This is a genomic window from Nostoc mirabile CHAB5784 (assembly GCF_020829645.1).
Classification (GTDB): domain Bacteria; phylum Cyanobacteriota; class Cyanobacteriia; order Cyanobacteriales; family Nostocaceae; genus Nostoc; species Nostoc mirabile.
In genome coordinates, this window is sequence record NZ_JAIVFS010000037.1 from 64,943 (window position 1) to 79,491 (window position 14,549).

General features: G+C 43.4%; 10 protein-coding genes and 4 pseudogenes. 12 read left to right on the plus strand and 2 right to left on the minus strand.

Annotated features, from left to right (window positions below; translation table 11 throughout):
* Positions 1 to 141: 141 nt before the first annotated feature.
* The 8 genes and pseudogenes from ccmM to LC653_RS22625 all read left to right on the plus strand — a co-directional run.
* Positions 142 to 1,806, plus strand: a pseudogene (gene ccmM / locus LC653_RS22590) (beta-carboxysome scaffolding protein CcmM); the annotation flags it as partial.
* A 108-nt stretch (positions 1,807 to 1,914) separates the two neighbouring features.
* A pseudogene (locus LC653_RS22595) lies at positions 1,915 to 2,160 on the plus strand (RuBisCO small subunit-like domain-containing protein); the annotation flags it as partial.
* 163 nt (positions 2,161 to 2,323) lie between these two features.
* The gene (ccmN, locus tag LC653_RS22600; protein WP_229496974.1) at positions 2,324 to 3,106 is read left to right on the plus strand and encodes a beta-carboxysome scaffolding protein CcmN; all 783 of its coding nucleotides are present in this window, start codon (positions 2,324 to 2,326) and stop codon (positions 3,104 to 3,106) included.
* Between the two features lie 57 nt (positions 3,107 to 3,163).
* Positions 3,164 to 3,952 carry a beta-carboxysome assembly protein CcmO gene (gene ccmO / locus LC653_RS22605; protein WP_229496975.1) on the plus strand — a complete coding sequence of 263 codons (789 nt, stop codon included), beginning with the start codon at positions 3,164 to 3,166 and terminating at the stop codon, positions 3,950 to 3,952.
* 243 nt (positions 3,953 to 4,195) lie between these two features.
* Positions 4,196 to 5,137, plus strand: a complete 942-nt coding sequence (locus tag LC653_RS22610) for a LysR family transcriptional regulator (RefSeq protein WP_229496976.1) — start codon at positions 4,196 to 4,198, stop codon at positions 5,135 to 5,137.
* A gap of 116 nt (positions 5,138 to 5,253) precedes the next feature.
* The gene (locus tag LC653_RS22615; RefSeq protein ID WP_229496977.1) at positions 5,254 to 6,876 is read left to right on the plus strand and encodes a mucoidy inhibitor MuiA family protein; all 1,623 of its coding nucleotides are present in this window, start codon (positions 5,254 to 5,256) and stop codon (positions 6,874 to 6,876) included.
* 767 nt (positions 6,877 to 7,643) lie between these two features.
* A complete protein-coding gene (locus LC653_RS22620) occupies positions 7,644 to 8,777 on the plus strand; it encodes a HetZ-related protein 2 (RefSeq protein WP_229496985.1) in 1,134 nt (377 codons plus the stop codon).
* 146 nt (positions 8,778 to 8,923) lie between these two features.
* Positions 8,924 to 9,592: a Uma2 family endonuclease gene (locus LC653_RS22625; protein WP_229496978.1), complete on the plus strand. Its 669-nt coding sequence runs from the start codon at positions 8,924 to 8,926 to the stop codon at positions 9,590 to 9,592.
* A gap of 38 nt (positions 9,593 to 9,630) precedes the next feature.
* On the opposite strand, the gene LC653_RS22630 is transcribed toward LC653_RS22625, so the two are convergent.
* Positions 9,631 to 9,831, minus strand: a complete 201-nt coding sequence (locus LC653_RS22630) for a hypothetical protein (protein ID WP_229496979.1) — start codon at positions 9,829 to 9,831, stop codon at positions 9,631 to 9,633.
* Between the two features lie 247 nt (positions 9,832 to 10,078).
* Between LC653_RS22630 and mnmE the strand changes: the two genes are divergently transcribed.
* From mnmE to LC653_RS22645, 3 genes and pseudogenes are all read left to right on the plus strand, one after another.
* On the plus strand, positions 10,079 to 11,473 hold the full coding sequence (gene mnmE / locus LC653_RS22635; RefSeq protein ID WP_229496980.1) for a tRNA uridine-5-carboxymethylaminomethyl(34) synthesis GTPase MnmE: 1,395 nt from the start codon (positions 10,079 to 10,081) through the stop codon (positions 11,471 to 11,473).
* Between the two features lie 96 nt (positions 11,474 to 11,569).
* Positions 11,570 to 12,073 carry a GNAT family N-acetyltransferase gene (locus tag LC653_RS22640; RefSeq protein WP_229496981.1) on the plus strand — a complete coding sequence of 168 codons (504 nt, stop codon included), beginning with the start codon at positions 11,570 to 11,572 and terminating at the stop codon, positions 12,071 to 12,073.
* Positions 12,074 to 12,079: 6 nt separating this feature from the next.
* Positions 12,080 to 12,160 (plus strand): annotated as a pseudogene (locus tag LC653_RS22645) (cell-cell signaling protein); the annotation flags it as partial.
* An 86-nt stretch (positions 12,161 to 12,246) separates the two neighbouring features.
* On the opposite strand, the gene ilvD reads toward LC653_RS22645, so the two are convergent.
* Positions 12,247 to 13,932 carry a dihydroxy-acid dehydratase gene (gene ilvD / locus LC653_RS22650; protein ID WP_229496982.1) on the minus strand — a complete coding sequence of 562 codons (1,686 nt, stop codon included), beginning with the start codon at positions 13,930 to 13,932 and terminating at the stop codon, positions 12,247 to 12,249.
* 105 nt (positions 13,933 to 14,037) lie between these two features.
* On the opposite strand from ilvD, the pseudogene LC653_RS22655 reads away from it, so the two are divergent.
* Positions 14,038 to 14,130 (plus strand): annotated as a pseudogene (locus LC653_RS22655) (LysR family transcriptional regulator); the annotation flags it as partial.
* Positions 14,131 to 14,549: the final 419 nt, after the last annotated feature.

A 14,549-nucleotide genomic window follows, 5' to 3' on the forward strand; every position in this document is an offset into this window, starting at 1 on the left:
AGTCACTTGTACTGAGCGTATCGCTAAAGCGAAAGCTCCGCTAACGCGTAGCGTCTCCAAGAGTTGCCGAAGTATTAGCTCTCGACAAATGACAAAGGACAAATGACAAATGGCAAATGACAATACAGGAGGAATCTCGAAATGGCAGTCCGCAGCACGGCGGCACCTCCAACCCCGTGGTCGAGGAATTTAGCTGAAGCCCAAATCCATGAAACAGCCTTTGTGCATCCGTTCTCCAATCTGATTGGGGATGTACATATAGGTGCAAATGTAATCGTTGCTCCGGGGACTACGATTAGAGCGGATGAAGGCACACCTTTTTATATTGGTGAAAATACTAATATTCAAGATGGTGTTGTAATTCATGGCTTGGAGCAAGGTCGAGTAATTGGCGATGATCAAAATAAATACTCGGTGTGGGTAGGTAAAAACAGTTGCATTACCCACATGGCTCTAATTCACGGGCCAGCTTATGTAGGGGATAATTCCTTCATTGGCTTCCGCTCTACGGTGTTTAATGCCAGGGTGGGTGCAGGTTGCATCGTGATGATGCACACTTTGATTCAAGACGTAGAAATCCCCGCAGGTAAGTATGTACCTTCGGGAGCGATAATTATCAATCAGCAGCAAGCTGACCGCTTGCCAGATGTGCAAGATCAGGATAAGGACTTTGCTCATCATGTGGTTGGGATTAATCAGGCGCTGCGAGCTGGTTATCTTTGTGCTGCGGATAGCAAATGTATTGCACCAATTCGGGATGAGAACACTAAATCTTATAAGGGTAATGGTGTTACTGTTTTAGAGCTAGAAAGGAGTAGTAAAGTGTCGAGCAATAGCTTGGGTGCAGAAACAATAGAGCAGGTGCGCTATCTATTGGAACAAGGGTATAAAATTGGTACAGAACACGTAGACCAGAGACGGTTCCGCACGGGTTCTTGGACTAGTTGCCAACCAATTGAACCGAGATCCATCGGTGAAGCGATCGCAGCATTAGAAAGCTGTGTCAGAGAGCATAGCGGCGAGTATGTCCGGCTGTTTGGTATTGACAAAGATAGACGACGTGTGTTAGAGAGCATCATCCAACGTCCGGATGGTGATGTGAAACCAGCTACCAATTTTAAGGCTCCGGCTAGTAGTCATAGCAATGGCAGCTACAGTAGTAGCTACAGCAGTAATGGTAATGGTAACGGCTCTAGCAGTGGTAAAGTCAATGGCGAAACTGTAGAGCAAATCCGCCAACTTTTGGCAGGTGGTTACAAAATTGGCATGGAACACGTAGACGAACGCCGTTTCCGCACTGGTTCGTGGACTAGCTGCAAGCCAATTGAAGCAACTTCTATAAATCAAGTAATTTCCGGCTTGGAAGAATGTATAGAAAGCCATCAAGGCGAGTATGTGCGTTTAATAGGGATTGATACCAAAGCCAAACGGCGGGTATTAGAGAGCATAATCCAACGTCCAAATGGTCAAGTAGCCTCATCTGGCAGTCAGAAATCATTTACTAGCAGTGGGGCCTCTGCTAATCCTACGCCAACAGCTACTAGCAACCGTTTGAGTACAGAAGTTGTAGACCAACTCCGGCAATTATTGGCTGGTGGGTATAAAATTAGCATTGAACACGTAGATGAACGACGGTTCCGTACAGGTTCTTGGACTAGTACCGGTCAGATTCAAGCCTCCTCAGAAAGAGAAGCGATCGCAGCCGTAGAAGGACACCTTGGCGAATACCAAGGGGAATATGTGCGCCTAATTGGTATTGACCCCAAAGCCAAGCGTCGGGTATTAGAAACGATTATCCAACGTCCAAATGGTCAAGTAGCCTCCTCTGGCAGTCAGAAATCATTTACTAGCAGTGCGCCTTCTGCTACTGCAACAGCAACAGCAACACCTACCAGTACCCGCTTGAGTACTGAAGTTGTAGACCAACTCCGACAATTATTGGCTGGCGGCTCTAAAATTAGCCTTGAACACGTAGACCAACGGCGATTCCGTACTGGTTCCTGGACTAGTACCGGTCAGATTCAAGCCTCCTCAGAAAGAGAAGCGATCGCAGCCGTAGAAGGACACCTTGGCGAATACCAAGGGGAATATGTGCGCCTAATTGGTATTGACCCCAAAGCCAAGCGTCGGGTATTAGAAACGATTATCCAAAGACCATAGTAGGGAGTGGGGAGTAGGGAGTAGGGAATAGGGAATTTTAATATCCACCACTTACCACTCAGGACTTTCTATGTAGGGAGTAGGGAATTTTAATATCCATTATTCACCACTCCCCATTCCCCATTCCCCATTCCCCACTCCGGCTTCCGAGGTTAAAATTTCCATGTCTGTGCCGCTACTGCGCCTCAGCAATAACTTTGATTCTTACATTAGTGGTGAGGTGACTATTCATCCAAGCGCAGTACTTGCACCTGGGGTGATCCTCCAAGCGGCTGTAAACAGCAAGATCATCATTGGGCCAGGGGTCTGTATTGGGATGGGAGCAATTCTCCAAGTCCATGAAGGAACCCTAGAGGTAGAAGCAGGCGCAAACTTGGGAGCCGGTTTTTTGATGGTTGGCAAAGGCAAAATTGGAGCAAATGCTTGCATTGGTGCAGCGACAACAGTTTTTAACTGTTCAGTTGAACCTGGACAAGTAATTGCACCTGGTTCGATTTTAGGAGACACCAGTCGGCAAATTGCCCAAACAGCCCAAACAAAGGAACCAGAACCATCCACGAAGAACCCAGCTTCTACAAGTGCAGCACCGCAGAAGGAAGAGGAAAATGGCTCAGGGGGTGTTAAAGAAAAAGAAATTTCCTCAACTAAATTCTCAGCTTCGGCTTTTGTGGATTTCAAACAAAATAAGTCGATTTCTTATTTTAAATCTCCCGCCACTCCAGAAAGCCAGCCTCCTCCGGTAGAGGAACCCGCCAATGATGCTGACTCCACGTTGCAAGAAGCCGCCCAAGAGTCTACAGAACATGACTCAGACCCCACTCAGCTAACCACAGAATCCCCTAACGGTTTCGGGACTCAAATTTATGGGCAAGGGAGCATACACAGACTGTTGACTACATTGTTTCCCCATAGACAATCTTTGAGCGACCCAAACTCTGACGTTTAGTCTGAGTAAGTGTTAATTGTAAGTTGTCAGCTTTGTGATTATCTGGGAAAGTTCATAATGGAAACATCTAATCAACGGTCTATGAGTACCATGCATGGAGCGAGTAGTCAAGAAACCTTTCAGGACACTGCTTTGGGTTTAGTTTCTACCCGCAGCTTTCCAGCAATAGTTGGGACGGCGGATATGATGCTGAAATCAGCAGGAGTTCACCTAATTGGGTATGAAAAAACTGGTAGCGGGCATTGTACTGCGATCGTCCGGGGTGGAATTGCTGACGTGCGTCTTGCCGTAGAATCTGGTGTCCAAACGGCTGAACAGTTTGGTCAGTTGGTTTCTAGCTTGGTGATTCCCCGACCTTATCCCAACCTAGATATAGTACTTCCGATCACAACCCGTTTTACTAAATTGATGGAAGAGGGGAATTACAGCCGTCTGAGTAACCAAGCAATTGGTTTGGTAGAAACGCGAGGATTTCCAGCGATGGTAGGAGCATGTGATGCCATGCTCAAAGCTGCTGATGTTCATTTGGCAGCTTATGAAAAAATTGGTGCAGGATTGTGTACAGCCATTATTCGGGGTTCCGTAGCAAATGTAGCAGTAGCAGTGGAAGCAGGGATGTTTGAGGCAGAACGCATTGGGGAATTAAATGCAGTAATGGTAATTCCCCGACCGCTAGATGAAATGGAGCAAACCTTGCCATTAGCAAGCTGCTGGATAGAAGAACGCGAACCGTTAAACTTACCAGTGAATATTAAAGAACAAGTTGCCGAAATCGAGGTACTAAGATTACCAGATTTAACTAAGCTACCGACAAAAATTGCAGAAGAATTATGGAATGATGAATGATGATAGATGAATTTGGGAAAATCATCATTCATCGGGAAGTGGAAGGAATCTTACGCTTTTCTTGTTGTTCTGATAATAGCTTCTTGAATCCATAAATAAAATACCTTTATTTTAATAGAAGTAATAGAGTTTTATCTATAATATATAAAACTCATAACTTTCTATGAGCATTGCTATAGCATTTGCAAGTGTTTAGTAATCTAGTTTTATATCGATAAATAGCTATTTACAGGAGAACCACCTTTGAAGCAAGCGACGCTGCACCAGTTAAAGGTATTCGAGGCGGCGGCACGGCACAGTAGCTTTACTCGCGCTGCTGAGGAATTGTTTCTCACTCAACCTACCGTTTCGATGCAGATCAAGCAACTCACAAAATCTGTAGGTTTGCCATTATTTGAGCAAGTGGGGAAGCGGTTGTATCTCACCGAGGCAGGACGAGAATTATTTGCTACTTGTCGGCAGATTTTTGAAAATATAGCCCAGTATGAAATGAAGGTTGCAGATTTAAAAGGGCTAAAACAGGGGCAATTACGTCTGGCGGTGATTACAACAGCAAAATATTTTATCCCACGTTTGTTAGGGCCGTTTTGCCAACTTTATCCAGGGATTGACATCTCTCTGCAAGTAACAAATCACGAACAAATCTTGGAACGGATGAGTAATAATCTGGACGACTTATATATTATGAGCCAAGTTCCAGACAATATGGATGTGACTTGTGAACCATTTTTAGAAAATCCTTTGATAGTCTTTGCACCAGTTAATCATCCGTTATCCAAAGAAAAAAATATTCCGATCCAACGTCTGTCTAACGAACCTTTTATTATGCGAGAACCAGGTTCAGGAACTCGTCGCGCCGTCCAAAGTCTATTTGAAGAACAAGGGGTGATAGTAAAAGTCAAGCTAGAATTGGGAAGTAACGAAGCAATTAAACAAGCGATCGCAGGTGGTTTAGGAATTTCTGTTTTATCCCGTCATACCTTACTATTAGACGCCTCAGAGTTTAGCATTTTAGATGTACAACACTTTCCCATTCAGCGAGATTGGTACATGGTTTACCCATCTGGCAAGCAGCTATCTATCGTCGCTCGTGCCTATTATGAATATCTCCTGGCTGCGGCAAAGAATTTTGTAGAGCAAAACGCTGATACTACTTCTAGTAAGCTTGAACCAACTCACGGGTAATTCATAATTACGAATTACGAATTACGAATTACGAATTACCTAAAGGGGTTGACGGCTAGACCGGGAAGCATTGACAATTAACCAGCAGAAGCATTAAAAATGGGGGAAAACTGGCAGTGGTTAACCCGGAAATACCGTCTTGGCGCAAAACAGTACAAAGCGAGATTGTAGCTGTTACCGTGTATTCTGACAGAGCATTGGTTACACGGCGGGGTGTAGTTGATTTAACAGGAATTGAACAGGAACTAGTAATTACCCCAGTGCTTGATACTCTGGAAACTGAGTCTGTCAGAGTTAGTGGTACAGGTACGGTAGGGGTGCGTTTGATGGGAGTAAGTAGCGATCGCATCTACACCACTGAACCTGTAGCAGAACGAGTCGCACATTTGACAAGGCAAATTCAGCAACTAGAAGCAGAAAAACGCCACCTGCAAGCCCAAGTAGATGCTTTAGCATTACAGTCTAGTTTTATCGCCGGGTTGCGTGAAAAAACAGAGGAACCCTTTGCACAGAGTTTGTCTCGGAAAAATCTCAGCCTTAGCGAAACTTTAGATTTTTTGAACTTTCTCGGAAGCCAGTATAGTGAATATGCGATCGCATCTGGAGAGTGCAAAACCCAACAGCAGGAATTAGACAAACAACTGCAAGCACTCCGCACCTCATTGCAAAAAATTCAAACACCCCATCCCAAAGAGAGTTTTAGCTTAGTTGTAGGAGTTGAAGTTGCAGGTGAAGGCGAGTTTGAGCTAGAGCTTTCCTACCTAGTGAATCGTGCCAGTTGGACTCCGCTATATGACTTGCGCTTTAGCACCACCAGCGATATTGTACATCTGAGCTACCTTGCAGAAATCACTCAAAGCAGTGGCGAAGATTGGATTGGTGCAAATCTCACCCTTTCTACTGCTAAACCGGGATTAGGTACACTCCCACCCAAACTTGAACCCTGGTATATTGATGCCCCACGTCCACAACTGTTACGACAACGACGATTTGCTGCCCAGCCACCACTCCTGCCTACCATAGCAGCCCCTGCTGGTGAAGAAAATTGGCAAGAACAAGACGAAGTTACAGAGGATAGTCTGATTCCAGCAGAAACCGTTACAGCAGAAGTATCCAAAGAAGGGAGTGTAGTTACCTTTAAATTGAATGGTGGCGGTAATATTCCCAGTGATGGCGCACCTCATAAAACTACAATTTTCAATGATGATTATCCTTGTAGCTTCGATTATGTGGCAATGCCACGCTTAGTAAGTTTTGCTTATCTGCAAGCAAATGTAAAAAATAGTCCCAACGGTGCAACTTTGTTACCAGGCAAAGCGAATATTTTCCGCGACAATGTTTTTATTGGGACAACTCAGTTAGAAAATATTGCACCAGGGCAAGAGTTCAAACTGAACTTAGGGATTGATGAAGGTTTAAAAATTGAGCGCGATTTAGTTGAACGTCTGGTAGACAAAAGATTGATTAGCAACCAGCGTCGGATTACTTATAGTTATCGGTTGTTCATTACTAATTTATTAGAGAAAGAAGTAAATCTAAAACTAACTGAACAATTACCAGTTAGTCGCAACGAGCAAATTAAAGTGCGTCTGAGCCGCAGCAACCCGCAAATTCAACTTGGTGAAATGGGGATTTTAGAATGGCAGTTAACTCTTCCACCCCAGGAGCGACGAGAGATATATTACCAGTTTATTGTTGAGCATCCGCCTGAATTGATGGTTGTTGGGTTAGACATTTAGATTATAAATCAATAGGCTTGGGTTAAGGCTAAAACTTTTTGTCAAAGTTATTTTTTAACGAAACGCGTTCGCGCAGCGTCTCGTAAGAGTTGGACGCGTACTCTTACAGAGAAGCAAGCTACGCGCAGCGTCTCGAAGAGAAGGAAGAGAAAAAAGAGAAGGAAGAAATGCTTAACTGAACATGTATTGGATTTTGAGCCTAATATTGTACATTTTTCTGGTCGAGCATTTCACTTTTTAAGGTGGATCAAATTACTTATCCTGATTGATTTTCGCCCTCTTTGCAAAAAACTGGGACGCTCCCCAAAAATATTGGATACAATTTATCAAAAACCCTTTGTTACAAATTAATTATATTTTTGATAACAATTATGAGTTTTATATGAGGTTTTATATGAGGTTTTGAACTAACTTAAATCAAAAATAATGCCATAATAATTAGTAATACCTTAAACAAGCACCTATATTTTCATTACCTTGGTAGATTTCTTCTCCGGATTTCCTTATTTTCAATAATTTGGTTTTATGTTGCCTACTTACTTTTGCCTCTGTTGAGATAAGCGAACTTGACTGAGATATTGGGTATTCCTGTTCAGGATGTGCAGGTTTTAGCTTTTTCAAAACAGCAAATCACTACCCCACAACTTAAAACATTGATGACAAACTCGGATCAAAAGGAAACTATTGTTGAGTATATAGAGTATGCAGGTTTTGGGAGGCAGGGAATCGCCACTCTCAAACAGGGTTTCGAGGAACGCAATCTCACTATGAAAACAGATGTGGAACAACTAACTTTAGATTGGCAAAAGCGCTTGGCTGCGGAATGTCCAGATCAAAATGAAGCTGTTAGGCAAAGTATTATTCTCTGGCTGTTGGGATCTTACTTAAAACGGTTTGATCTGTTTAACCCCAAGGAACTCGATATCGCCAAGCAAGCGATGGAATATCGCTGGAGAATTTTACGTCAACGCTATTTGGGACTAGGGCGAGAACGTGCTTATCAGAACTTGATAACGCGATTGGGGAGTTTAGTAACATTACGGAATAAAATTCAGACTTGGGTTGCCCTCAGCCGCGATCGCCAGCGTAGTGTGATGGATGTATTGCAAGAAGTACTCCAAGAATTACTGCAAACTGATGCCTACATGCAACAGCAAATGGCTGATATTGCCAAATATACAACTGATAGACGATTGGGGGATGCTCTGCTATTTGCCAGTGTAGAAGAATATTGTCTGCGGCCAGTACGCAATCAACCCCTATTAGCTTATCGGTTTGTGAATTATTTGCGTCAGACTCAGCGCGGTGGCTTAACCCAAGTGCCAGTCCGTGACTTAATTAAATTGGTGTCAGAAGAAGTTCTCACAGACGACAGTGACAATCGAGTTAACTTAGTCGATAGTCAGGCGATCGCAGAATTTATTGAAGCACAACAGCTAGAAGAACAACTTGCCCTGCGTCAGTCAGTACAAAAAGAATTTGAAAATTATTTACAAGAAAATCTGGGAACAGACGCAGTAGAGTGGCTACGACTATATTTACAAGGTAAATCCCAGCAAAAGATCGCTCACAAATTAAATAAGGAGACTCAAGAAGTATACCGTCTGCGAGAAAAAATCAGTTACCACGCTGTGCGTGTTTTTGCACTCAAAGGTAAACCAGAGCTAGTAGACAATTGGCTCTCAATTTCTTTGCAAGAGCATAACTTGGGTTTAAGCCAAAACCAATGGCAGCAACTTGATGAAAAATTGACTCCTCTGGGGCAGCAGATTCTAGATTTGCGCAAAGCAGGTAACTCAATAGAAGCAATAGGCCAAGAGTTAAAACTCAAAACCCATCAAGTGTTAGGCGAATGGACAAAAATCTATCTTGTAGCCCAAGCTTTAAGAAGCCAGGAGTAAGCTGAACGCTTATTGATACTTTTTGTGACATTATTATATACAAAGTTTGAATATCTCCTTTAGCAACAAGCGATTACATCCCTTCACCAACAATAATCCGTCCTCACTGCTAGGCTAAACTTATAGCACTAAGACCACTTGCTGCCATGTCTGTCACCCCAAATTTAGCAAAGACAAAAGATGTTATATTTCCGCCAGGGGATTTATATAGTGACGAACCGCCTTTGGAAACTGACTTACATCGGCTACAAATGACACTGCTGATTCAGTGCTTAGAGTGGTTGTGGCGAAATCGTAATGACTTTTATGCATCGGGTAATCTCACCATTTACTATAGTCCACGCCAGCGCAAATCAGAAAACTTCCGAGGCCCAGATTTTTTTGTAGTACTAGGAACTGAACGCAAACCCCGTAAAAGCTGGGTTGTTTGGGAAGAAGATGGGAAATATCCAAATCTAATTATAGAAATTCTTTCAAATAGCACAGCCGATATTGACAAGGGCCTAAAAAAACAAATTTACCAAGATATCTTTCGCACACCAGATTACTTCTGGTTTGAGCCAGAAACCTTAGAATTTACAGGGTTCCATTTGCTTGATGGTGAATATCAACCCTTGGAACCCAATCCCCAAGGCTGGTTGTGGAGTCAACAGCTAGGTTTATATTTGGGGGTTTATCAAGAAAATTTACGTTTTTTCACTCCTGAAGCAGAACTGGTTCCAACACCGGAAGAAGTTGCACAACAGGCGAAGCAACGTAGCGATCGCTTGGCGGCAAAACTGCGAAAATTAAATATAGATCCAGATACTATTTAACCTTTGCGCTGTCTTGCTTGAGCCTGTTGGCGCGAATGCTATGGATCTTCAGGAAAAACCCATTTTGGTGGTTCCGTCATTTTTTTCCGCAGACGTTCTTGTGCCAACTCCAACATTTGGTCTAAGGGAGTCTCTTCAATAAATTTTGCAGCGGCGTCTCTAAACTCGATATTGGGGCATTTATCCCCTAAAACACACCCGTTAACACAGGCTACAGCGCAGTTAATTTTTTGCTCCACAGTAAATTCCTCTCCCTAAAAGTTATGAGCAGAGACGCGATTAATCGCGTCTGTACAGGAGTTATAATTTTCACTCCTAACTCTTTACTATCAGGCATTACCCTCCAGGTAAATTTTACCTTGCCAGTTGCCATCCCATTAGTCTAAATACTTACCATTTAGAAAGTTATCAATTATGAGTTATGATTTTGACTCCTAAGTACAGACGCGATTAATCGCGTCTCTCCTCACAATAACAAAGGCGCTCATGTCAGAAGTTTTTGCTACTACTGGAACTATCGCTGCGATCGCCACTGCTGTTGTCCCCCAACAGGGTAGTGTTGGGATTGTGCGGGTGTCCGGTTCCCAAGCAATGGCTCTAGCCCAAACTCTTTTTCACGCACCAGGGCGACAAGTTTGGGAAAGTCACCAGATTCTCTACGGTTACATTCGCCATCCCCAGACGCAACAACTGGTAGATGAAGCCCTGTTGCTGATTATGAAAGCACCCCGTTCTTACACGCGTGAAGATGTGGTGGAATTCCATTGCCACGGGGGAATTATGGCAGTGCAACAGGTATTACAACTGTGTTTGGAAAACGGTGCAAGACTAGCCCAACCTGGAGAATTTACTCTCCGCGCCTTTTTGAATGGACGATTGGATCTAACTCAAGCTGAAGGTATTGCTGATTTAGTAGGAGCGCGATCGCCTCAAGCTGCCCAAACTGCCTTAGCTGGTTTGCAGGGAAAATTAGCTCATCCGATCCGGCAGTTACGCGCTAACTGTTTGGATATTTTGGCAGAAATCGAAGCTCGAATCGATTTTGAGGAAGACCTGCCTCCGTTGGATGATAAAGTCATAATATCAGAAATCGAGAAAATTGCCGCAGAAATCAGTAGGTTATTGGCAACCAAAGACAAAGGTGAGTTGCTACGCACAGGTTTAAAAGTGGCAATTGTGGGGCGTCCGAATGTGGGTAAGTCGAGCTTATTGAACGCTTGGAGCCAGAGCGATCGCGCCATTGTGACTGACTTACCCGGTACAACCCGCGATGTTGTCGAATCGCAGTTAGTTGTCGGGGGAATTCCCGTACAAGTGCTAGATACTGCGGGGATTCGGGAAACAACAGACCAAGTGGAAAAAATTGGCGTAGAGCGATCGCGTCGTGCCGCCAACGCTGCTGATTTAGTCTTGCTTACCATCGACGCTTTAGCAGGTTGGACGGAAGGCGATCGAGAAATTTATGAACAAGTGCAACACCGTCCATTAATTCTAGTTATTAACAAAATTGATTTAGTAGAAGAAGGCGAAAGCAAAAATCTTCAATCAAAAATCCCAAATATAAAATCTAAAATTGTCACAGCAGCAGCCCAAAATCAAGGCATTGATGCTTTAGAAACAGCAATTTTAGAAATAGTTAAAACAGGAGAATTGCAAGCTGCTGATATGGATTTAGCCATTAACCAAAGGCAAGCAGCAGCCTTAACTCAAGCTAAAATTTCCTTGGAACAAGTACAAGCAACAATTGCCCAGCAACTACCTCTTGATTTCTGGACAATTGACTTACGTGGTGCAATCCAGGCACTAGGAGAAATTACTGGTGAAGAAGTTACAGAATCAGTTTTAGATAAGATTTTTAGCAAATTTTGTATTGGTAAATAAAAGATAGATTGCCAAAAGCGAAATACAACCCAACATTTATACTAAATATTTGTGAAGTTTTACTGTTATTTAACTGAACCTGCAATTGATAACTAAATGTACATCTCAATTCGCCAAGCAACCATACAAGATACGGTGATAGTCTCGGATGTGTTGTTAGAAGCAGCTTTGTGGCTCCAGGAGCGTGGTATGCCTCTGTGGCGTGATAGCGAGGTTTCGCCAGAAAGTATCTCGGAAGATGTTGCTAACGGCTTGTTTTTTATTGCTGAATGTGCAGGTGAACCAGCTGGTACAATCAAGTTTCAGCTTGAGGATTTACTTTTCTGGCCCGACATTTCTCAGGAGGAGTCAGCATTTCTACATCGTCTTGCTATTCGGCGACATTACTCTGGTGGTAAAGTCTCTTCAGCACTGCTTACTTGGGCAGTCAAGCATACACAAACACTTGGTAGACATTATTTACGTTTAGATTGTGATGCTTCGCGTCTGCGCTTAAGAGCGATATATGAAGGCTTTGGTTTCCGTCACCACAGCAACAGACAAGTTGGTGCTTATTTTGTCTCTCGCTACGAATATGAAATACCTCCACAATTGACCTAAATTGATATGTCTTTTATCGATGAAATTAATCCTGTGAATGTATTGATTGTGGGAGCCAGCCAAGGTATTGGTTTGGGTTTTGTAAAATTTCAACGCAAAGTACTTTGAATAAATTGGGTAGCCTACACTGTACCGTCAGGTCAGTGTAGGTAGTTAACATCATGTCAGGTTAACTAAAACAAGTCCAAATCTGTTACAGCACCAATACTGCTAGAAGATACCAATTTGGCATATTTCGCCAACACGCCTTTAGTGTAACGCAAAGCGGGGGGCTGCCAGTTGGCACGACGACGGGCCAATTCTTCTTCAGATATATTCAATTGCAATAAACGAGCAGGTGCATCAATAGTAATACTATCGCCTTCTTCTACAAGAGCGATCGCACCACCAACGGCTGCTTCTGGAGCAACATGACCAACCACCATGCCGTAAGTACCGCCAGAAAAGCGTCCGTCGGTAATTAATCCCACAGCATCACCCAAACCAGCACCGATAATTGCTGAGGTGGGAGCCAACATTTCTCGCATCCCAGGCCCACCCTTAGGCCCTTCATAGCGGATGACTAGAATATCACCAGCTTGAATCTTACCGGCCAAAATTGCATCTAAAGAGGCTTCTTCCGATTCAAACACCCGTGCGGGGCCGGTAATTACTGGTTTTTTAACACCAGTAATTTTAGCTACAGCCCCTTCCGTTGCCAAATTACCTCTGAGGATGGCTAAGTGTCCTTGAGGATACATCGGGTTATTCCAAGTCCGAATCACATCTTGATTGGCAGATGGTTCTTCTGGTATATCTGCCAATATCTCTGCAATCGTTTGACCGCTGATGGTGAGGCTATCACCGTGTAATAAATCATGCACAAGTAGCATCTTCATGACTTGGGGAATGCCACCAGCTTTGTGCAAATCTGTAGCTACATATTTACCGCTTGGTTTTAAATCACACAAAACGGGAACACGGGCGCGGATAGTTTCAAAGTCATCCAGCGTTAACTCTACATTAGCAGCGCGGGCGATCGCTAAAAAATGCAATACTGCATTGGTCGAACCACCCACCGCCATAATCACAGAGATAGCATTCTCTATAGATTTGCGGGTGATAATTTGCCGGGGCAAGATTTGTTTGCGAATGGCTTCGACTAACGCAAATGCCGATTTTTCCGTACTGTCGGCTTTTTCGGCATCTTCGGCTGCCATTGTCGAAGAATAGGGCAAACTCATTCCCAGGGCTTCAAATGCTGAAGACATGGTGTTAGCCGTGAACATTCCCCCACAGGAACCAGCGCCAGGACAAGCGCGACTTTCGACTTCTAATAATTCCTTGTCGTCAATTTTTCCAGCACTGTATTGACCAACGGCTTCAAAAGAACTGACAACAGTTAAATCGCGTCCGTTGTAGTGACCGGGTTTAATTGTGCCGCCGTAAACAAAGATAGCAGGGATATTCATCCGTGCGATCGCCAGCATTGCCCCTGGCATATTTTTATCACAACCACCAATCGCTAGCACACCATCCATACTTTGTCCAGTACAGGCGGTTTCAATGGAATCGGCAATGACTTCCCGCGACACTAGGGAATATTTCATCCCTTCAGTTCCCATCGAAATCCCATCGCTAATTGTAATCGTGCCAAACACTTGCGGCATCGCCCCGGCGGATTTAATCCCAGCCTCTGCTATGAGCGCCAGTTGATTTATCCCCATATTACAGGGAGTGATCGTACTGTAGCCATTGGCAATGCCCACAATAGCTTTATTGAAATCTTCATCTTTAAAACCAACTGCCCGCAGCATAGCTCGATTAGGCGATCGCTGCACCCCTTGCGTTACAATTTGGCTTCTTAAATTCTCTGACATAGTTACATCATCCTCTGACTTGCATGTATAAGTATGATAGGTAGCAATTTTTGACATGTCCAATATATATTTATGAATATTTGAGACTTATAAAATATCAAAACTATGGAACTGCGACACCTGCGCTACTTCATTGCTGTAGCTGAGGAACTACACTTTAGTAAAGCCGCAGAGCGACTTCACATCGCTCAACCGCCCTAAGAGGCAGTTTTATTTGATTCGTGAAAAATATAAAATTTGAAAACGAACCGCAAAGTATTGGCTTTGGGCGCAAAGGGAACAAAGAAGAAAGAGATATATAATAATACCATCCTTGACAGTTTAAAGCCGAGTGCATTTTGTCACAGTTGGCGCATGTTTGGCTTTGCACCTGAATTCTTCAACATTAGACTTTTTGCGTAAATAAAAAATCACACCCCATTTCTAAGAGGATGTTTGAAAAGTCCTCTTGTCGGTATCAAAAGTTTTAGATCCCTCTAAATCTCCCTTAAAAACTGGAGTTTAGACTAAAAGCGATATGAGAGAACGCAAATCAAATGGAATTAGAGATTAAAAATATTATCTTGTCAGCCTCAAAGCATCCGCGACCTTTAACAATTCTGTAGTATATCTGCTCC